The organism is Variovorax sp. 3319, from assembly GCF_031456585.1.
Lineage (GTDB): Bacteria > Pseudomonadota > Gammaproteobacteria > Burkholderiales > Burkholderiaceae_C > Variovorax > Variovorax paradoxus_P.
On record NZ_JAVDUZ010000016.1, the window covers coordinates 35,601 to 55,683 of the forward strand.

Here is a 20,083-nt window from a genome sequence, read left to right on the forward strand (position 1 = left end):
GGTACCGTTGGGCACTAGGCATTCACGTGAATCTTCCTGCCTACAGCCAGAAAAACGACCTCCCATGTTCAAGCAATCCTTCCTGCGTCTCATGAAATCGCGGGCTTCCTCACCGGCACAGAGGGATGAGCAGTTCCGACTTGTCCGCAGCGCCATGCTGGAAAGCCTGCCGATATGCGGTGACCCTCAAGTCACCCAGATTGCCGAGCGCATCTCGTATGCGATCGACATTGAAGCACTGTGGTACCTGCGAGCCGACGTGATGAGCATACTGAGCGGCCTGGACGGAGAAGCATCGGCAGTGCGGGAGATGCGGGAGATCGACGCGATGTTCGAGGGCGGGCTTCCGCGGTCCGTCAAGCCCCGCGCCCATCACGCGGCGCCGCGGCGAGCCTCATAGCACCCCTCAGTACTTCAATGTGATGACCACCGTGTCGGTGTAGATGCCTGGCTCAGGATGCCCCTGCACGGGTACCAGGCCGTACACCTGCAATACGGCCGGGCTCCCGTGGCTGTCGCCAGAACCGCTCACGATGTCGGTGCCGCCGGTTATGTCGCTGCCCCAGCGCAGTGTACGTGCCGAATCGCGGTAGAGTTCGTAGGCCAGATAGTTCGGCGCGGGACCGGCCATGCGCCGCCGCCCGACGCCGGCGGCGTTCACCCCGTCGCTCAGGCCCACTTGCCAAGCGACATTGCCGGGGCATTCCAGCACGATGGTCGAATTGGCTTGTTGCGCTCTCTCCAGGGAGTCCACATTGCCGAAGTTGAGATCGGTGGCCTGTGCCAGCCTGATGGCACAGGCGCTCGCGACGCGCGCCCGGGCGCCCCTGAACCCAACGGTGGCATAGGCCTGCGGAATGGACTGAAAGCAGTCGCTGGGCGGCGCCGTGTTGCTCCACGCGTAGTAGATCCGTATGCCGCTGATCTGGGCCTGATAGTCCCCGACGTTTGTGGAGACGGGAAACGGAGGAACGCGGCCGTACACGATGAACGAGCGCGATTCTGTCACCGCTGGCGACGCGGGTGCCACAAGGTCCAGCGTGTGGACCGCGTACCCCCCACCCGTGGGTGGAGGGCCGATGATCTGAGTGCGTGCCGGATCCGTGTAGAGGTTGTATGGAAGGTAGCCGTTCCACGCCTTCATCCTGCGCGGATTGATGCCGGCGTTGTCGCCGGTGCTCTCGGGGATCATCAGGCAAGCCTTGAAATACGTCGGCTTTCCATTCGAGCGGCAGTTGATCGGCACGACCGCCACGAGATCATTGTTCGCCGTCGGACTGACATTGCCGAAGTCCATGATGAAATCGCTGCTCGAGCAGCCCTGGGCAAACGCTGGCGCAGCGGCACCGACCATCAGCAGCAGAATGAAGGCGCACAGTCGACGAGAAAGCCGGGACATGGAGGGTTCTCCGTTGGTGATCGTCAGGATTGCGCGGATGCACCTGCGCATCTCAGCGGGCCGACGCGGGGAATGCCGGGCGCCGATGGCGGAAGTGCGAAAGTGGCGCGGCAGGGGCCGCCAGGCGTGTCGGCGGTCAATCCGTTGCCCGCGGGCTGCAAGCCTTCAATGTAGAGTTCCCCGTCGTAGCCCACCACGAGCGGATCCGCCGATCCGTCGCGGCGCACTTCGGTCCCGGCGGGCAGCGGGGATGCGCTCTCGTCGACAAGCACGACCAAGGCCGCGCGCGGGGCAGGGAGTGCAAAGCGCACCATGGCGCCCCCTCTGTCGGGGGGAACCGCGTGCACCTGGGTTCGATCGACCCGCACGGCGGCAGGCAGTTGCATCGGATCGATGCCGAGCAGGTTCTTCTGATATGAATTGAGCGGCGCCACGAGAAGCTTGCCGTGAGCATCCGTCTTTCCGACGAGGCGGTTCTCGAGCATGACTGGCACTCCGGCGAGACCGTCTGTCGACACAACGGCAAAGCTGTTGTCGAGCCTGCGGGACGCGAACACCTCGCCGTCCATGTAGAGCAGCGATCCTGATGCACTCAAGAAACCTTCGTTCTGCTTTCCCACCGCACCGATGCCGGCGCTCAGCCGACCGTACGGGCCGGCGTGGCCGATCTCTGCACGACCGGCGTCCTGTCCTCCCGAGCTCGCGGCCATGCGCCAGCTCCAACCACCGTCCGAAGGCTCGGAACTGCGTGCGTCGGCCGACGCATAGGTCCGGTTGCCCTCCCGGTGGACGCCCAGGTTGATCCCGCGTGTGGCGTCGAGATCCCAACTGAGATTGAGCGACACGCTGCGGCCGTCCCGTCGAGAAAGGTCCCGCGCGACGCCAATGCTCATCGAGAGCGAGCGGCCGAGCGGTAGCAGCCAATTGAAGCTGGCAAGGCGTGACTTGTCCTGCTCTCTGCCATGGAGATGCACCATGCTCGCGCTCAAGTTTCCGATCCCCGGGGCCCCGTAACCGATGGTGGCGCGGGCGGTCGAGCGGGCATGCGACGCGCCATGAAGACTGGCGGCATCGCGAAAATCCCGAGAGACGTGGCTCGTGCTCATCGAGGCGCTCAGCCCATCGTGCATCCAGCTGTAGGCCACGGTGGCCTGCGTGCCGGATTGACCTGCATGTTGGCTGTGGCTGAGAGACCCAGAAATGAGTCCGAGCGGGCCGGCCTGCAGCACGCCGCCCATGCCCGCCATCCGCAGGGCCTGGGTGCCTTCCGCATGGGCCTCGATCGTGAAGCTCGGCGTCAGTCCGCGGCGCCAGATCCCTGAGAAGACGAGGTCTTTTCCATAGTCGGACGAGCGCAGACCGTAGTTCTGCCGCACGACGCCCGCCTCTATGGACCAGTCAGTCAGGCCTTCGGCCAGCAACTTGCCGACGTCGTAGAGGGGGAAAGTCATCGCGCTGGTCCTTCCGAGCACGTCTGTGAGAACGACCTGTGCGCTCCCCGACGCATTCAGGCTCGGCAAGCCGTCCAGACGAAACGGCCCCGCAGGCACCTGGCTCATGTGCTGGCGCGCTCCGTTCACGTACAACTCGAGCGCGGAAGGCAGAACCGCGCTGCCGAGATAGCTGGGCAGTGGTGCGGTCGGACGATAAGGCTGCAGCGCGAAATTGCGCGCCAGCTGCACACCGCCCAAACGCGTCGTGCGCGTCCAGGGGAGGGAACCGGTGAGGATGTCACCCACGCGCAGCGTGACAGCCTCCGCCTGAAACGAGCGGCTCCAGGTGGTGTCGAGGCGGCGATGCTGTGCGCCGCGCCCATCCGCGTCCAAGGGCACGCGGCTCAAGCTTGTCTGGCTCAGCACGGCGTCTCCGCTGAAGGCCCGGGCTTCAGTGAATGCGCTGAGTGCCGGTGCCGTTCCCGCGGCTTGCATGACGTAGAAATCGTAGTTCAGCAGCACGCCCGAGCCGCCCGAGGCGGCCACGGCTGAGACCGGCTCGTTCGCCGCGAGCACGGTGGTGGGCAGCGAAAGCGAAGCTATCGGTGCCGTCAATCGAATCGTCTGCGTCGACGCATCGAAATCGACAGTCATGGATGCCAGCGAATCGATACGCAGCATTTCGGCTTCCGAAGTCGACAAGTTGAATCCGAGCCTTTTCAGCTCGGCGGCGTGTACCCACAGTACGTCGCGGCGCAGCTCGAACCGGACCGTGCCCCGATGCGCACCGTTCACCGTGGTGTCGAGAAAGAGCTGCATCGGCTCGAGTTCTGCATTGCTCACACCCGCTGCGAATGCGGCGAGACACTGCGATGCAAGAAGGGCCGCGAGCAGGCAGGACTTATGGAGAGAACGTCTCAATCTTGACCGTTGGCCGTATCGCCCGGCCGTTCACCGTGGCGTCCCAGACGCCGGTATGGTCCGGACGGGCAGGGCTGGCTTGGATGGGCCACTGCATGGTTGCACCGGGCAGGACATAGCCGAGCAGCCCGACATGCAGCAATGAGCGCCTGCCATGGATGTCGGTATAGCTCACGTCGGCGAGCTGTGCGTGCGTCCCGCCCGCATTGAAGACCTGCAGCATGTGACGACCCCGCCGAAGGACCAGCGACCAGTGCAGCTGCATGGGGGCAGCTCCCTCATTGGGCGCGAGAAAGATCGGCAACGAATAGCGAAGCAGGAACTTGAGACCGTCACTGGGAGCCTGGCCCTGAGAGGCGGCAGGGATTTCATCGATCAGCAGACGGAAGGCATGTTCGGTCGCGCCCGATGGCGGCGGACCCGGGCGCAGGGTGCGAACAAGCTGCCGGTCATTCGGTCCCAACTTCACCATCGGCGGGCTCACGACCATCTCTTCCGTGGGATGCAGTTTGTCTTCGCCAGCCTCTTGCGTCCAGCGGTACACGCGCACCTGTGCATGCAGCGTGCTGATGCCTGCGTTGCTGGCCCAGACACCGTCCGCCGATTGGTCGGGCTGGATCGTCAGTGTCACCGGGCTCACCTGCAATCCGGACGAGACGGCGCGTGCAGGCGCCAAACAACAGGACAGCGCAAGGGCAAGCGCGCTGAAGGCGCGTAGCGACATTCGCGATCAGTAGTGAACGCTGATGGTCACGGTGTCGGCATAGCTGCCCGGCCGCGAGTTGGCGCTGGCCACCGTGGCATACACCGGAATGGCTTGGTCGGCACCGCTGCCCGCACCGCCGACACCGTTGCCAACGGACGACGCCGTGGCGGTGTTGCCCCACACCGTTCCCGCCATGCCAGCCGTCGAGCGAAGCTGGTAGGCCACGGTGTCCGTGCCGCCGCTCGTTTCAGCCATCACGCCAGCCCCGGCCGTGTTGCCGTTCGACGGAGAAAGCCCGACGTAGTAGGGCGTACCCTTGGAGCAGTTCACCTTGATGCTGTTCTGAGCTTGAAGGTTTGTCGCGCTCCCGAGGTTCGCTCCGAAGTCGATATCTGACGCGGCGCCGGCGGTGACCGTACAGGACGCGCGGATGGTGATCTTCACCTGGAACGTCCCGGTGACGGTGTCTGCAACGGCCTGCTGGGAAGCGAATGGAATGCACAGCGTCATGGCTGCGGCAACGAGTCGAGTAAACAAGGCTTGCCTTCGAAGATTGTGGTCCAGCGACTTTGTCAGGTAAGCCAAACGTTGTAACTCCTGCAGTGGCAGGACGGCACCTCCTCAGGAAAGCGCTTCGGAAACGTCGAACATCGCGCCACGCGCGACAGCCGCGCTCATCGCCAGTGCCGAGTCGGCATGAGCGCGTCCGGGCTCCGGCGGGACCTGCAAGAGCTCGTAGCCGCGCTTGTAGATCGAAATCAGTTCGAAGCCGTTGGCCTCGCGAAGGTCGAGCTTCCTTCGCAGCTTCGACACATACATGTCGAGCGCGCGGCTGTGGTCGTTTTGCTTGGGCTTGCCCCAGAGAAGACGGTGCATCAGCTCTCTTTCCACGACCTGCCCCGCGTTCTCGAAGAGGACCAGCGCGATCTGGAACTCGCGCGGCGTGAGGTTCCGGTCGATCCCATGCAGAGTCGCGCGTCGACGGGGAAAACTGAAGTGATAGGGTCCGAACTGCTGGTTCACAGGCCGCGGCGTCGCCACGGTCCTTTCGCGCAATCGCGCCGCGAGATCGAGCCGGCACACCAGCTCGGTATCGGTGGCCGGCAGCACTGCAAAATCGACGGCCGCGCCCGCCGACTCACCGTGTCTTGTCGCCGCCAGCGCATCGGCGACCATGGTCATCTGAAGCGCGTGGGTCACCAGCAGAATGGGTATTTTCAACGCGCGGCAAGCCGACAGCGTCTCTTGCCACGCGTGAAGCTGCGGCGCTGGGGTCAGCAGCAGATCGAACTCGAGGCCCTTTTCACAGGCTGCCAAGAACCAGTCCAGGCGAGGAAACGACATCGGGCAATGCCCGAGTTCGCGCAGCCGATGCAGCAGCGAGGATTCACCGGGATCGCTCCCAGCCAGAACTGCGATCAGCAACGACTTGCGCGCGGCCGTCGGCATGCCCGGCGTCGGCCCATCAGGTCCGCGCGCGTTCATGGGTTGAGCTCCGCACAAATTGCTCCGTTTGTCATTTCGGTCGTCTCTCATCCATTACGAGGAGCGAGAGGGCAGCACGCGTCCCATCTGCGCACGCGCGATCACATGGCCCAGGGAAGCAGCCTTGGCGATCCACATCACAGCCAGGTTGTCGTCGCGTTCGACGCCTGCGCCAGACGCGTAGCAGGTTCCCAGCCACTGCATGGCATCCGCGTTGCCCTGGACCGCCGCCTTCTGCAGCCAGAACAGTGCCGATTTGTACTGCGCCTTGTTGAAGAACATCGCGCCGGCGTCGGCCTGTGCCTGCGCATCACCTTCGTCGGCACGAACCACAAGTGCGATCTCCTCTGCGTCCAGCGCGACGGTGGCTGCGTTCACCACGTCGCACAGGGCCAGCATGGTGCGGCCCTTGTTTGCAGCAGGAGAGTGGCCGACGGTCGCGATGCTGCCGTGGGTGACTCGGCGCCACAGCGTCCGTCGGCTCATCGCCGTCAGCGTGATGGCCGCGTTGAGGGTGATGGCTTGTGCGTGTTCCATCTGGCTGCCTTCAGTCCACGAACCAATCGCCCTCGGGCATCTCTCTCAGGAAGCTCGATGCGAGCCCGAGCATGCACGCGCGTTCTGCCCACTCGAGGTGATCACGCAGCCACATCTGTTTCATCACCGACGAGGTGATGGCCCATTCGGTGCCGTGGATGGGCGGGGGCGGTGGTATCCGGGACTTCGAACGATCGGCCGAGCCGGCGAGCAACATCGCGTAGAGCCGTGACCAGTACACCGGTTTCGGACACACGCGGTTCGACCGGCTCGCAAATTCCACGAGGCTCGCAAGCTCGGCCGCACCGCGCGACCGCGGGCCCGGAAGACTGCAGCTGCGAAACCATCGCAGGCCGCCAGGCGCCTCGTCGCACGCGTCTGCCTCGCCTCTTGCGACTTCCTTCGATCGACCAAGTGCCAAGGACATGTGCAGCGTTTCCGGTTGTTTCGCACGGAATTGTTTACGCTGCGGTACAGGATGGACATCCTGCGTGGGTAGGGGCCTGCCGAGCCTGCATCTGCACGACGCACGGGCGATCACTTGTCGAGAGAATGTCCTCACCGAAACACTCTCGAGATCTGAATTGATTGACGCAGCTTCGAACTACGGCCGGCTTTCCAGAATGTCGAACCCGACGACTGCGGCGACGATCGCTCTCATCGAATGCGAAAAGAGCGGCGATGCGGCGCTGCAGAACCGGCTTCGCCGCCTCGGGCATTTCGTCGTGCCATTCACCAGCGCATCGGACTTTCTGACGGCTGCGCGAGAAGGAATCAGGTTTGACCTCCTGCTCACGCCCTTGCTGCCCGTGGCACCCTGGCACGCGGTACTCGACGCATGCGCGCGCACCGGCGTTGCCATCATCCTGCTTGCGAGCGAGCCACAGATGCCCGCGCTCGCCCAGGCCTTGGTGACCGCCAAAGAGCAGTTCATGGGGCGCGTGGAGGTCAACTTCGCCACCGTCCCGGTCACTGACATGGAACTTGGCTGTTGGGTCGGTCTGCTGTCGCGGCCCGGGCCGGCGCTCGCTCCGCCTCCGCGGCCGCAGAACGACCGGACCTTCGGAGCCTACAAGCTCAACGTGTTGCGTCGAAAGGCGTTCATTCGTGAGCAGGATGCCAAGCTCACACCACGAGAGTTCGAGGTCGCGCTCCTTCTTTTCGAGAATGCGAACCGCGTGCTCGAACGCGGCATCTTGCTGAAGACCGTCTGGGGGGCCAAGGCCGGATTCCATCGAAGCAGGGTCCTGGATGTCTGCATCAGCAATCTGCGCAGGAAGTTGCACCTTTGCGAAAGCAATGGCGTCGAGTTGATCCCCATCTATCGGCGCGGCTATCAGCTCAGACGTTTCGAGCTGTCGGCGCATGAAGACACTCTCATCGATCGGTCGCTATTTATCAGCGCCGACGCCCTGCCTAGAGCTCTCGAACTGGCCTGACCTGGACTGCAATGTGATCCGCGATGAAGAGCTCGATCAACAAGTCCGTCGGAATCATGCTGGATGGCGTTTTTGCCGTGTCGCCCTCACTCTCCGGGTTCGAGAAGGTAAAAGCACTCGGCCCAAACGTGCGCCGATTTATCCGCGAGGACAAATTTGCGGAGAACGAGATCGTTTTCTACCGAGACAAATGGTGGACAAGCGAGAAGGCCACGCTGTACGCTGACGCGAGATGCCTGGTTCACTCAGTGCAACTGGCGCTTTCGGGGCAGCCGCAATCTCTCAGAACCCCGAACTACGACACTGCATTTCATCACTTCCAGTACGCGTTCGATACCACCCGGCAAGGCCCGCGATGGTCATTCGATGCGGCCGGTCCGAACGATGATTTCGCTCCACAGGTCCATGAATGGGTGGCCGCAGAGGCCCTGCCTTGGCTGAACAGATTGTCGAACACCGAGGCCGTTGTCGAGTACATGTGCGAGCAGAGATCACGTTTCCATCTGTCGCTACTGCTCTGGGCCATGGGGGACCGATCTCAAGCCCACGAGCACGTGCGCATCTGGTTGAGGCAGCTGCACCGCCAGATCGAGCCGAGGCTGGCCCGCCTGGCCGAGGTAGGGCTCATTTCAAAGGCTGACGAAGCCAGCCTCGTCAGGTCGTCTATCCAGATGGAAGAGCGCTATCGCTCAGAAGTCGAAAGCTGGATCTTGCGCCCACCGCGCGTTCTCCATTCTTCAGATCGTCTGACTCGTACGATCGGCTGCCAACTGTGCCCCGACGGTGTGTTCGATCAGCTCCTTCACCCGGCGCGACTTCTCGTCTGAAGGAAATCTGACCCCCACCCCTGGCGTGCGGCTGCCCGCAGCGCTGGGCGGGGTGATCCACGCGACCTTGCCGGCGACGTGATACCGCTGAGGATCCTCCGGAAGCATCAGCAGCACGAAGACCTCGTCGCCCAGGCGATATGGCTTCGTGGTGGGAACAAAAATCCCGCCTTCGGAAAAGAACGGGATGTAAGCCAGAGCGAGCGCTGCCTTGTCACGGAATGCCAGCTGCAGAACCGTCGGCCGGCCCTGCGGGCCAGCCGAGGCACTGCTCGGCGAGGGTGACGAGGTCATGCTTAGCCCGCGCTTGCGTTCACTTCACCAGCTCTCGCCACGAGGCGCGCTTCAGACCCACGCCGAACGTGGGCGGGTTTTCGTTCTCAGGTCGCACGCTACCATCGCTGCCCGTGCTCATGGGCGCTATGCCACCCTTGTTCGGGCCGTCAGTCAGCTGGATGACGCTCAGGCCCTGGATCAGGACGTCGCCTCGGAACGAGGCGGTGCCGCTGCCAGTCAGGATGTCGAAGCGATACAGGAAAGAACTGCCGCCGACTTGGCAGGTGTAGGGCGCCGGCGAGTTCACCGGCACGTATATCGCGCCCAACGCAAGGGACGGCGCCACCGATACGCGTTCCCCGGCGACGGGGAAGTCAACGTACCAGCCGCCCTTGCTGGAAAGGTCCACCGGAGTCGAACTTACCTGGCGCGTAGGGTCGCCGTTCGTGGCGGTTCCTGCGACGATGGTGTTTTCGACAAAGTCGAAGCTGCCCCGGACCTTACCCCAGCTCCTCGCAGCGAGCGGATCCTTGATCGCGTAGAACGACTGGAAACTTTTGTCGGAAAGATCCGAGATGCCCAGGTATTTGCCGGTTGCCACATAGACCATGGCATATTTGATGCCGTTGTATTTGACCTCGGCCAGCGACGGTTTCGTCGTTACCGGCTGCGGCCTGCCGTTGTCGCCTGGACCGACGAGTTTGGCCAGAAGCTGGGCGGCGCCCTTGGGTTCGACTAGGCCGTCGATATCGAAGCGCCAGAGATTGCCCCACAAGTCGCCGCCATAGAACCGCAGCGCTTGGTTGTCGCCCTCGGCCGTCACCCAGGCATTGATGTAAGTAAGGCCGCTCTGTCCATCGGGATTGCCGACGCCTGTGGTCAGGGGTTCCTTGATGTCGAGTTTCCCGGTCGCGGCATCCAGCACGAACAGCTTGCCCACACCCGAGGCGTTGTTCATGCCCGAAGCAAATACCACGACCCATTTGCCGTCTTTGCCCTGGCGCTTGGTGACGATCGGGTTGCCGAAGCTCAGCCCAAGATCCGGGTGGTCTTTGTCGCTGTACTCCCAGAGAATTTCGGGCTTTAACGGGTCGGTGATGTCCAGCGCGTAGTAGCCGCGGCCGCCACTTCCAAGGCCGCCCACGACGATCGAATACCACTTCTTTCCCTCGCCCTTGCCCTTGTCGATGTACACGTCTGCAAGCACTGGCGTTGCATCGACGAACGCCGCGTGATTGTTGGGATAGTTGGTGTCCGCCAGCTTGTACAAGTTCGGCATCACGGCGCTGGGGATGAATGCCCACTTCTCGGCACCGGTTTCGCGGTCGAAGGCGTGCAGCATTCCGTCGTTTGCAGCCGCCAGCACGATCTTTGGCCGGTTGACGGATGCGGGCTCCTTCTTGTAGTTGACGTATGTCGGGTCTTGATAAGGGAACGAGGGGCTTCCAGCGTACAGCAGCGAGGCATTGGTGATGTCGCCCAGGGTGCTCTCGCGTTTGCGGTAGTACGACATGGACTTGTCGCCTCGGATGAACTTCACAAGGTTTTCAGTCTTGTTTGCCGCGTCGAGTTCTTCCGGAGCCAGCATCTCGCATTGATCCGGATTTCCGTTGCCGCTGGCGCCAGGCTTGTCGCAGAAGTCCCTGAAATTCCTACCCAACCGGTCGTCACGCAGGTTGTCGACGGTGAAAGCGCGGTTCGTATTTGAATCCGGTTTCTTGTAGAAGATGTTGCGATCTGCTGCTGCCACGTTGTCGAGTTCGGTTCGCGCAGACCAGGTCAGGTTTTCCAAGGCGCCGGTTTTCGGGTTCACGCGGAACCGCTGCACGTCCCCGATCCACTTCTGGCTCACGTAGCTCGCCACGAATGCGTCGTTGTTGTCGCCAGTGGGACGAATCGTGCTGGTCGACGCAGCCGACGCCGCGCCGGTCGACGCCTTCACGATGTCCAGCGCCTCGCTCAGGCTCCGAATCAGCGACGTCGGGTCCGACGCGCTGAAATATTGGCCGCGGCCGTTGACCGCTGCATGCCAGAGGTCGTCGTTGTGCGTTAGAGGCAGGTAGTCGTTCTTGTCCCCCGGATCGGCAATCGCGGGCCAGTTCTTGGGCCCCTTGACGATGTCGTAGAAGTCGCGGGGCAACGTCGCCGTTGTGGCGGTCTTGTAATCCGGTCGGTACGCAACGTTTCCGTTCAGTCCCAGCCCAAGTGTCATCGTGGTCATGTGCTGGTAGTCTGCTGAGTCGCCGAAGGAGTGAAACGCATCGGCAGTCTCTCCCTTGACGTTGTTCTTGCAGACAAGGTTGCCGCCGTCACCTTTGCAATTTTCGAGTGCATCGCTGCGAAGATCTGTGTTGTAGTAATACGCGGATACGTCTGCGAGCGTTTCAACTTTGTCGCCTCCGGAATCGCGCATCGGTCGCTTCACATCTGCGCCGGTGTCTTGCTGACCGACGGACAACGGCGTGGCCATTGTCTTTGTCACGCCGTATGGGCCGAAATCGAAGTATTCGCCGCCTTTTGTCCTCTCACCTGCCTTCGTCCATCCGCCGTCGGTCGCCAGCAAGGTGAAGTTTCGTTGGCACGAATGCTGGACGGGATCTCGGCTTTGCAACGGAGCCTTGTTGGCGAAATATTGGCCCGCCTTGGACAAGGCGCCGCGTATCGGCGTGTTGAAGCCGCCATCGGAATTGTGGATGGCGCCGAAAAATTTGAGTTTCTGGTTGTCGTCGAAGTCAAGGATGTCCAGAAATTTCCATCTGTCCGCTTTTGTCGTGCTGCTCAGGTCGACGGCCTTGTCATAGGACGTGCGGCTGTAACCCACCCTATAGTCATCTTTGACGCGACGAAACACCTGCTTGATCGCAGCTTTGGCCATCTCACGGCGCGTGCTGTAGTAATACCGCCAGTTCTGAAAGTTTTGCTTCTGCCAGTCGGAGAGTTTTGCCACTTCGACTCTGTCAAATACGCCGGCGCCGTCTCCCTGGCCTATCAGCGAATTGCACTGGTAATAAAACGAGTTGGTCTGAACTTCGCCGTTCACCCACTTGAAGCCCATTACTGGTTCTTTGCCCTTGTAGGTAAAGTAGAAAGGTTGGTACTTCTCGTCTTTGAAGTCGCTCATGCGACCAGGTGGTTGCGGAATCCCTTGTTCATCCAGGGGCGGCAGGTAGGTGGTCGCAGGGTTGTAGGCGAGGTAGTTGCACTGCGTGCTGTATTGGCCATACTTGAAGATCTTCGAGATCTTGGATTCTTCATAGTAGGCGTTGGGCGCAGGGCTTAGCGGGTCGCGGTCCGTGCTCTTGTCTTGCGCCGGGGCCCAGGGGGAGGCCTGATCTGGAAGCCACCACCTGAGCATGCTGGCCGAATCGTCCATCAGGAACATGAAATTCGGTTTCACGTTCGTTGCCGTGAACAGCGGAACACTGGAGATGTCGGTACCCGCCGCCATGGCGGCGCCGCAGAGCCCGCTCCCGGCGAGCATCAGCGCGATGCGGGTCTGTGAAGCCGTCTTTAAAGCGCGTGGTGGTTTCATGACATTGAAGTAGTGAAGAAAGAGGTTTCCGTCAGAAATGCACCATTGCTTCGGTGTAGCTCACGGTATTGCGTGGTCCATCGACGCGGACGATGATCCGGAAGTAAGGTGTGGTGTTGCCCACGGTGATGCGCCCGTCGGGCGTTACTTCACCGCGATCGTTCGCGACAGCGTTGGCAGAAAGGGGCGGCCTCGCACAGGTGTTCAGTTCACCGGCGGGGCCTTGTTTCTCGCAAAGCCGGGTGATCACCCATTTGACCGTGTTGCCGTTGACCGAAACCTTCGATTCATAGGCATCCACGTCGCATGGCGAGAAGTCGTCCGAACAGGTCTTCGCCCACCTCACGAGCCGCAGCGGTTTTTCCTTAGTGGTCTGGTTGCCAGTGGGGTCGAGGGAATCGATGCCGGTCGCGTAGTACCCCGCGGTCTTGTCGTCCGTCTCCAGCGCAGCCCCGGTTGCCCGGCTGTTGAGCCAGGCGATGGCTTCCTCCGTTCCTGCGGCCGCTGCGGCAAGCGCGTCCTGCTTGAATCCGAGTTCGCCGATCACGGTCGTTCCGGTTTCTACCGAACGCACGAGCGCTATGGCGCCGAGGCCCATCACCACCAAGGCCATCAATGTGAAGAGCAGTGAGATGCCCTGTTGCGCGCCGCGCATCCGGGGTGAGCCTCGGCGGCCGGAGTTCGGTAGCCTTTTCACAGCGCTGCCTTCCAAACCATGTTGCGCAAAGGAATGATGGAATCGAACACCTTGTAGCGGTAGTGCTTCCACTCCGGAAAGGTCGACACGTCCAGACTCAGGCACTCGCTGCCGCTGTTGGCCCTGCAGGCTTTCGCTCCGTTCACCTTGATCTCCTTGCCTACATCCCATTCGGGGGCTTGCAGCGTGACCTCTTCGCGCTCGAATTGGGTGCTGCGCGCGACCACGGCGACACGCACTGCAACCACCTGCTGCCACTGTGCATTGGTGGTGGGCGTATCCGTGTTCCATGCATCGATGGCGCCGTCCGGCGGCGAGGTCGTGTCCTTGCCGTACAGCGCCTGGAGGTTGACGATGTCGCGGTGCACGGGCAGGGCACTGGTGTAGCTCGGCACGCCCGTGCTGGAGAACGTCAGTGTCTTCAGGGTCAAAGCACCGTCAGGCGATACGGCGAGGGTCGCGTCTAAAGGCTGCCCGAGGTTGATGAGGTAGTTGCCGCTGCTGTAGTTCTGGCTGGGAAAGCCCGAGGCGTTCCATCCTCCATCGTCTTTTCGGCCGATGGCTCCTGCCGCGACGGAAGAGGCATGAAAAATCTCGCAAGGCTGGATGGCATCAATGGCTGCGACCATAAGGTCGCCGGCATACGTCGAATCCTTGGGCTGGACTCCGGCCAGTGCCAAGGGCACGAACTGCTCCTTGGTAAGAGGTGTGGAGGGGCTGTAGGTCTCCTTGAGCCGAAGCGGCATCGCATACGACTCCTTGCCGCTCGCGAACACACGAACGATGTCCGGAGCGCCGTCCTTGCCGTCCTCGATTACCACCGGAACGAGCCGCTCGGGCAGTCCCTTGAATTCGGCGCCACCGTATTTGTTGGCCAAGGCACAGCCGATGACGCCGGGGACTTGGTTGAAGCCGTAACCCGCGGGCTGGAGGGTGCGGGTGAGGGTGGCGAGCGCAAGGGCGCCGGTGAGCTGCGCGTCGCTGCCGCTGGTGACGGTGCGCTTTTGCCCCTCCATGTTCATGAGTACGTAGGTGACGCCCAACGTCACGAAAAGGCCGACCAGAAGACCGATCATCAGTTCGATGATGGTGAAGCCGGCCTGCCCCGTGCGCGGGCCAGTGAACTCAGAAGCTGACATTCGTGCGCAGCACATAGACATGCTCCCCCTCCATGGCCGAGGTCCACTTGATCTTGATTTCGACCGCGCCTGATCCGAGATTCTGAATTTCAGCCTCGCCCTTGGGAACAACGCTCGCGACCTTCTCCGCCCATTGGCGGCAGGCACCACGGTTCTTGCATTGGTCCGTCGTGTAGAACGCGAGGCCCGGTTGGTCAGCCCACATCAGCCCCACCAGTTCGGCGGCCAGGTTGGCGGCGTCGGCGCGGAATTTGGCCGTGCCTTGTGCGTGGTTCATCGCGGCCTGGAGTCCCACGATCGCCAGTACGCCGAACGACAGCACGAAGATGCCGACCACGGCCTCCAGCAGGACCGAGCCGCGCTCCCGCGTTCCGCGCTGCCTCATGCGCAGCTTCATCATGCGCACCTCCTCGGGTCGCCCGCGTTTTTGACCACACGGTCACACAGCCTGATGTCCCCGGCCTCGGACACCTGTACGCTGTACTTCCGGGCACTTTCGGCCTCGTGGTCGAAGTTGATGCGGCTCAAGGCGGCCGAGTTCATCGTCGTCTGCCCCAAAGGGTTGAAAGTGACGGACATGGCTGGTGTTGTTCCGTCGTTGGCCAAGCCGGAGACCGAGACGCCAGCTGCAACAGTGCCCGCGCCATGGGTCGCCACGATCTTGGGCGTGGTGGTGGTCGATGGGCTGACCTCGCATTGGCCGGCGGGGGACTCCAGGCTGACGACCCACGAGGCCGACTTCGCATTCACCTTGCAATCTTTTCCGGGAAGCGCACCCGAGTCGGGCGCAGAGACAAGCCAGAAGGTCACAGGCACATTGCGCTTAATAGCTTCGATGCGGGCCTTTTGCAGACCGCTGTAGACCGCTTCCGCCGCGTTCCGAACGCGTGCGGCACGGACCCAGTCCATCACGCCGGGCGCGAGGGCTGCAAGCATGAGGGACAGCACCGCGACGACAGCGAGCACCTCCACCATGGAAAAGCCGCGCTGCTGTTTCGCGCTCAGCATTCGGCCCCCGCCTGCAGCCAGCAATTCTTTGTCGTGAACGCTTCGCCTTTGTATTTGGTGGTCGACTTTGCGCCGGTCTCAGTCACGGTGTACTCGTGGCCGATGGCACGGCTCAGTGCACCCGTGGCCGTGAGCTTGTAGCCGCCCGTCGCTGTCACCGTGCAGTCGTAGGTGAAGAAGCGCGCATTCGCGGGCTTGAAATCGCTCCACGCGGGCGCCGTGCCCGCGAGGTTCGCGCATTTGGCGCCGGCGGTGCCGTAGCTTCGGTTGTCCTGAAAATACTGCTCGAGCTTCACCCGGTAGTCGGACATGTAGGTCACCGCCTCGGTGATCTGTCCACGCCGCACATAGTCGCCGTACAGGGGGATCGCGAACGCTGCAAGCAGCCCGATGATCGTGACCGTGACCAGAACTTCGATCAGTGTGAAGCCACGGATCGCCGAGGGCGCTCGGCGGCGTTGTGGATGGTTTCTGAGATGGCTGTTCATGCAATCGGTGCGGTTGATGGCGGTCAATTCAATGCGCCCTCTCGAGGGGCATCGTGTCTTCGAATTCGGCAACGTTGGAATCGCGCCAGCGGCCGCCCAGGAGCTTGGCGCTGGCTGCGGCGAGTCGGCTTTGTCTTTCCTTTGCCGACTCTTGCCGAGGTTGTGGGGGCTCTGCCTTTGGGACGGCCGGCGCTTCCTGGGACGCGAACAGTTCCGTCAACGGCGCGGGCTCCGTGACCGCGAAAGGGGGATGGGCCCCGCGGCCACCTTCGCCCTCCTCATGAAGCTTGAACTGCCATGCGACGCATCGAAGCCACAAATGCTGGTTGCGGTCGAGCAGACTGATTCGGCGCATGAACGTCCGCTGGAAGGCTGCCGCGCGGATCCAGGGCAGTCCGCCCCACTGGCGAACGATCAAGCAGATGTCCGAGCGCGGTTGGGCGGCGACTGGAGGCGCCGTCTGAAGCTCCGCGACCACCCACGATCTTGGGATGCCATGGCGGATAAGCGTGCCGTGCAGGGCGACATCGACCACCTCGCGGTGCAAGGCAGATTTCGCGCGATCGTTGCTGCCGGGCGAGGGCGGCGCCGGCGTGACGCTTGGCACCGCTTTTTTCCGGGCTGATCCAAACCACAATTTCATCGATTTCTCCGGACGTTGGAAGCTCACGCGAGTTCGCCATCTACGGTCTTCGCAGCGGCGACAAACCTTCCCTGCTCGAGCGGAAGTCGCGGATCCATGCGAACAAGGATTTCAGGCGCCCACACTTCGACTTATGTTTGCGTACCAAATTTACGTCTGGTAACTTTCCAAGCACATCCTGCGCGTGCATGAGCTGGTGCAGGGGGTGAGGGCGGCATTGGAGAACGGGCTAAGCTCGACCCGGTTCACGTGGACTCAGAGATGAACCTGCAGATTTCATCGCGGACCTCCGCCGCCATGAGCAGCCGCGTGTGCCCGTATGCAGAAGTCTTGTGCACGCGCGCTCCCGTGCAGACGGAGGCGATGCGATCAGCCTGCGTGTGCGCGACGAACCGGTCCTTTTCGTCGTAGATCAGCATGAGCCGGCTACCGAGGCCTGCAAATGCTTCGCAGCCTTCGAGCTGAGACCAGTCCGCCTGAAGCTCGCTCGCCAGATAGGCGCGGTAGCGACGAAGCAATCCCGCAGGAGGAGCGAGCCGTCGTGCAACGCCCTCGAGAGGCGGGTAAGGGTATGAAGGCGATGCAATGCAAACGTAGCGTTCTGCCTCGATGAGGCCGCGCCATTGGGCAACCATGGCTGCGAGTCCTCCGGCCGAATGGCCCACGAGTGCTCGCACCGGGACTTTCAGTTCGCGGCCGAGCGCGGCAAGGTCGTGCACAAAATGCGACCATGCGGTGGATCCGCCTGCTGAGCTTCCATGGCCGGTGACGTTGATCGCCACCGCGCGATAGCCGAGTTTGGCAAGGGCCTTCGCCACAGGCGCCATCTGCTCCGCACGGCCTCCCCAGCCGTGGACCAGCAGCACCAGTGGGCCGTCGCCCCAACTTCTGGCCACCCGACCCGGCGGGTCGCCATAAGAAAACTCGAAACTGCCCTCGAGAGCCTCCTGTTCTGCCGCCGAGACCTCCGGGCGAATGGACCGGTTGGCTGCGGCAATCATGAGCCGGGTTGCGATGGTGCGGGGAAGGGTGCGCAAGGCGAACCGAAGAACATGGTTTTGCATCCGCCTAGCTTCATCGTGAAAGCGAACCGAGGGGTTACTGCGGATGCATGAGGGGCCTCATTCCCCGGCACGAGTTCTGCCCGCGCAGCTGAATGGAGAATCCGCTTCTAACCATCGGGCGTACACGCCCATGCCGACAACTTTCAAAGGCGCTTTCCATGGCCATTTCTTGCCACTTTCAAAGACTTCCGGAGACCCAACTCGCCCAAGTGTTGCAAAAGGAGGTCGGCGTCGAGGACACGGTCGACCAAGTCGCGCAGACGGATGAACATAACCTTGAGATCGTGCGCTCGTGGCAACTGATTCACTTCCTGCTGGTGGGCGCGGCATGGGAGCGGGTCGGCGTCCTGGCGAACGCGGTGCTCGGAGGCTCTGAAATTTCCGGGACCGACTGTGGTTATGGGGCCTATCGTTTCAACACAGCCAAGGACGTTCAAGCACTCAGCCACCAACTCGACAGCATCGGTTTCGAGGCGCTCTGGTCACGATTTGAACTCTCGCGTGTGCAGGCTGAACAAATCTATCCGGAAGACTGGACGGGCCGCGACGAGGATCGCCAGGAGTGCCAGACAGAGTACGAAGCGCTCCAGGCCTTTTTGACGTTGGCGGCGCAGAGCAACGAAGCCGTCTTGATGTTCATGGCATGAACAAGCGGCCGCCGAGCCTCTCAGCTGCTCGGCTGTGCCTTCGACCGGACAAACTGGCGCAGGAGCGGATGGATCGTCAAGGATCCGTCTGCCGCGCGTCCGAGCAGCGACTTGTTCGCCAGGCGCAAGAGGGTGCTCGGTCCGTCGTCGCCGATGGTTGCGCGCGCGGCTGCAAGATCGATCCTGCCTTCGAGCGCAGAGATGGCGGACAGTGCTGTTTGCTCAGCGCTGTCTAAGCGCGCCCATTCGGCTTCGAAGATCTCGCGCAGGTCCTTGCGGCCGTGCAAAGTGCGCGAAGTCGGCGCATCGATAAAGCGGAAGTCCTTCTTGAGTTCGAGAAGGATGCTCTTTACCGGAAGCAGGGGTGCCCATGCCGCAGCAAGTTCAATCGCCAGCGGGTGACCCTCGAGATACCCCACCAGTTGGCAAACCGCCGCTCCATCTGCATCATTCTGGAGGTACCCACTACGACCGGCATGGTAGTGGAAGAGGCGAGCGGCTTCCGAGTTTGTGCCGTCCCAATCCAGACCGTTGAGAAGGAGCAGGCGCTCTTGCGGCAAGCGGATCGCTTGGCGGGTCGTGACCACACAGCGCAGATCCCGGGCTCTGTCGACCAGTCGCGCGAGCCCATCGGTGTCCGCAATGAGCGCTTCGAATCCGTCGAGAAACAAGATCGTCTTCTGGCCTCGCAACCGGTCGACGACGCGCGATTCCGCTGTCTCGCGCGGCCCTGCAACACCCAGCCGAGAGGCAACGATGCTCATCAGATCGTGCTGCGGTGAGCAGGATTCCAGGCTGACCCACAGCGCGCGTTTGGGAACCTCGGTGGCCACGTCGTCGTACAGGCGGCGCGCGAGTCGGGTCTTGCCGATGCCTCCCATGCCGTGAATTGCGATCAGGCGAGCCTCGTTCTCTGTGAGAAGCTCGCGCAGCAGCTCCAATTCGTGCCCCCGGCCCAGAAGCTGCTCGTCACCATAGTCCGGGAGTTCGTCGATAGCGCCTATCCGTTCTTCCTGCGCCTCGCGCGTCCGGTTGGGCGCGGCCGGCGCGCTGCCGCTGCGGCCCTGGAGCTCGCGAAACAACGCGAGCGTCTCCGGGCGAGGCTTCGCCGCCAGTTCCTGTTCCATGCGACGTTCGAAAACATGGTACGCGGTCGCAGCCGTGTGCTTTTCGAGGGGCGTGCGCGCATGAAGCAAAAGAAACTGGATGCAGCTTTCGTCCAACGGAGAGTTTTCGGCGAGCTGCTGCATGAACTCGGACAGATCGACTTCGGATGATGGGTACAACTGTGTCATCAGTGCAAGCAGCGCCATTTGCTGCGCGCCGGCAAGCCTCACTCGCGTCTCGTGAAACCAATCGTCGATGGCGTCCTGGCCCGTGGTGCCCACGCTCTGTAGAAAGGGCGAGCGATGCAGCGACACCGCAGCTTGCCACTCCTTACGTGCCACTGCCTGGTCGAATGCGGCCACGTCGCTGCCGCCGTTCCAGCGAACCCGCGTCGCGTCGATCTCGAGCGCCGTCATTTGTGGCAACAGCGCACGGGCTCGGTGAAGGAGTCTTCGAAGATATGCCCGGGCCACCGCCGGTGCCGCGTCAGGGCGGATGAGCGCCGCCAGTGATTCGCGCGAGTGCCATCCGGGGACGCAGGCCAGCAAGGCGATGAGACCGATATGGCTGTGCCATTGCAGCGCCTCCTGGCGCCGTGAGCCGGCCAGCGACAGCGTCGGCGTTCCAAAGAGCCTCAGCACGTCCGCGTTCACGGGAATCTCATGGGACGCTGGTGGGACGCGGGAGGGATGCATGTGGAACGGGTGAATTTCTAAAGTCGCTCATCGACAGGAA

General features: G+C 62.4%; 21 protein-coding genes. 4 read left to right on the forward strand and 17 right to left on the reverse strand.

From position 1 onward, the window contains the following. The first annotated feature begins 64 nt into the window (after positions 1–64). Positions 65–400, forward strand: a complete 336-nt coding sequence (locus J2X67_RS25960; protein WP_309957753.1) for a hypothetical protein — start codon at positions 65–67, stop codon at positions 398–400. Between the two features lie 6 nt (positions 401–406). On the opposite strand, the gene J2X67_RS25965 is transcribed toward J2X67_RS25960, so the two are convergent. The 7 genes from J2X67_RS25965 to J2X67_RS25995 all read right to left on the reverse strand — a co-directional run bounded on the left by J2X67_RS25965 (position 407) and on the right by J2X67_RS25995 (position 6,908). Then, a complete protein-coding gene (locus J2X67_RS25965; protein ID WP_309957755.1) occupies positions 407–1,399 on the reverse strand; it encodes a spore coat protein U domain-containing protein in 993 nt (330 codons plus the stop codon). A 23-nt stretch (positions 1,400–1,422) separates the two neighbouring features. Then, the gene (locus J2X67_RS25970) at positions 1,423–3,651 is read right to left on the reverse strand and encodes a fimbria/pilus outer membrane usher protein (RefSeq protein WP_309957757.1); all 2,229 of its coding nucleotides are present in this window, start codon (positions 3,649–3,651) and stop codon (positions 1,423–1,425) included. A gap of 82 nt (positions 3,652–3,733) precedes the next feature. Continuing rightward, positions 3,734–4,477 (reverse strand): molecular chaperone, encoded by a 744-nt coding sequence (locus tag J2X67_RS25975; RefSeq protein WP_309957759.1) that lies wholly within the window; start codon positions 4,475–4,477, stop codon positions 3,734–3,736. Positions 4,478–4,483: 6 nt separating this feature from the next. Beyond that, positions 4,484–4,996 (reverse strand): spore coat protein U domain-containing protein, encoded by a 513-nt coding sequence (locus J2X67_RS25980; RefSeq protein ID WP_309957761.1) that lies wholly within the window; start codon positions 4,994–4,996, stop codon positions 4,484–4,486. An 84-nt stretch (positions 4,997–5,080) separates the two neighbouring features. Further along, positions 5,081–5,944: a winged helix-turn-helix domain-containing protein gene (locus J2X67_RS25985; protein ID WP_309957763.1), complete on the reverse strand. Its 864-nt coding sequence runs from the start codon at positions 5,942–5,944 to the stop codon at positions 5,081–5,083. A gap of 54 nt (positions 5,945–5,998) precedes the next feature. Continuing rightward, complete coding sequence (locus tag J2X67_RS25990) at positions 5,999–6,481, reverse strand: hypothetical protein (protein ID WP_309957765.1); 483 nt, start codon at positions 6,479–6,481, stop codon at positions 5,999–6,001. Positions 6,482–6,491: 10 nt separating this feature from the next. Then, positions 6,492–6,908, reverse strand: coding sequence for a hypothetical protein (locus J2X67_RS25995; RefSeq protein WP_309957767.1), 417 nt, complete (start codon positions 6,906–6,908; stop codon positions 6,492–6,494). Between the two features lie 157 nt (positions 6,909–7,065). On the opposite strand from J2X67_RS25995, the gene J2X67_RS26000 reads away from it, so the two are divergent. Both J2X67_RS26000 and J2X67_RS26005 read left to right on the forward strand, forming a co-directional pair. After that, positions 7,066–7,920, forward strand: a complete 855-nt coding sequence (locus J2X67_RS26000; protein ID WP_309957769.1) for a winged helix-turn-helix domain-containing protein — start codon at positions 7,066–7,068, stop codon at positions 7,918–7,920. A gap of 23 nt (positions 7,921–7,943) precedes the next feature. After that, entirely contained in the window at positions 7,944–8,747 is an 804-nt protein-coding gene (locus J2X67_RS26005; protein ID WP_309957771.1) for a hypothetical protein, read from the forward strand. Here the strand turns inward: J2X67_RS26005 and J2X67_RS26010 are convergent. The 9 genes from J2X67_RS26010 to J2X67_RS26050 all read right to left on the reverse strand — a co-directional run bounded on the left by J2X67_RS26010 (position 8,658) and on the right by J2X67_RS26050 (position 17,594). After that, the gene (locus J2X67_RS26010) at positions 8,658–9,041 is read right to left on the reverse strand and encodes a PilZ domain-containing protein (protein ID WP_309957773.1); all 384 of its coding nucleotides are present in this window, start codon (positions 9,039–9,041) and stop codon (positions 8,658–8,660) included. The two genes, J2X67_RS26005 and J2X67_RS26010, sit on opposite strands and share 90 nt — an antisense overlap. A gap of 19 nt (positions 9,042–9,060) precedes the next feature. Next, on the reverse strand, positions 9,061–12,555 hold the full coding sequence (locus tag J2X67_RS26015) for a PilC/PilY family type IV pilus protein (RefSeq protein ID WP_309957775.1): 3,495 nt from the start codon (positions 12,553–12,555) through the stop codon (positions 9,061–9,063). Positions 12,556–12,586: 31 nt separating this feature from the next. Further along, entirely contained in the window at positions 12,587–13,210 is a 624-nt protein-coding gene (locus J2X67_RS26020; protein WP_309957777.1) for a hypothetical protein, read from the reverse strand. 38 nt (positions 13,211–13,248) lie between these two features. Further along, positions 13,249–14,391: a PilW family protein gene (locus J2X67_RS26025; RefSeq protein ID WP_309957779.1), complete on the reverse strand. Its 1,143-nt coding sequence runs from the start codon at positions 14,389–14,391 to the stop codon at positions 13,249–13,251. Next, a complete protein-coding gene (locus J2X67_RS26030; RefSeq protein ID WP_309957781.1) occupies positions 14,378–14,791 on the reverse strand; it encodes a pilus assembly protein PilV in 414 nt (137 codons plus the stop codon). The genes J2X67_RS26025 and J2X67_RS26030 overlap by 14 nt, the downstream gene beginning before the upstream one ends. Next, positions 14,788–15,399, reverse strand: coding sequence for a GspH/FimT family protein (locus tag J2X67_RS26035; RefSeq protein ID WP_309957782.1), 612 nt, complete (start codon positions 15,397–15,399; stop codon positions 14,788–14,790). The genes J2X67_RS26030 and J2X67_RS26035 overlap by 4 nt, the downstream gene beginning before the upstream one ends. Continuing rightward, on the reverse strand, positions 15,393–15,914 hold the full coding sequence (locus J2X67_RS26040) for a prepilin-type N-terminal cleavage/methylation domain-containing protein (protein WP_309957784.1): 522 nt from the start codon (positions 15,912–15,914) through the stop codon (positions 15,393–15,395). The genes J2X67_RS26035 and J2X67_RS26040 overlap by 7 nt, the downstream gene beginning before the upstream one ends. Before the next feature lies 1 nt (position 15,915). Beyond that, positions 15,916–16,530, reverse strand: coding sequence for a hypothetical protein (locus J2X67_RS26045; protein WP_309957786.1), 615 nt, complete (start codon positions 16,528–16,530; stop codon positions 15,916–15,918). 245 nt (positions 16,531–16,775) lie between these two features. Then, complete coding sequence (locus tag J2X67_RS26050; protein ID WP_309957788.1) at positions 16,776–17,594, reverse strand: alpha/beta hydrolase; 819 nt, start codon at positions 17,592–17,594, stop codon at positions 16,776–16,778. A gap of 158 nt (positions 17,595–17,752) precedes the next feature. Between J2X67_RS26050 and J2X67_RS26055 the strand changes: the two genes are divergently transcribed. Next, positions 17,753–18,241 (forward strand): YfbM family protein, encoded by a 489-nt coding sequence (locus tag J2X67_RS26055; RefSeq protein WP_309957790.1) that lies wholly within the window; start codon positions 17,753–17,755, stop codon positions 18,239–18,241. Between the two features lie 20 nt (positions 18,242–18,261). On the opposite strand, the gene J2X67_RS26060 is transcribed toward J2X67_RS26055, so the two are convergent. After that, on the reverse strand, positions 18,262–20,001 hold the full coding sequence (locus J2X67_RS26060) for an NB-ARC domain-containing protein (protein WP_309957792.1): 1,740 nt from the start codon (positions 19,999–20,001) through the stop codon (positions 18,262–18,264). Positions 20,002–20,083 lie beyond the last annotated feature (82 nt).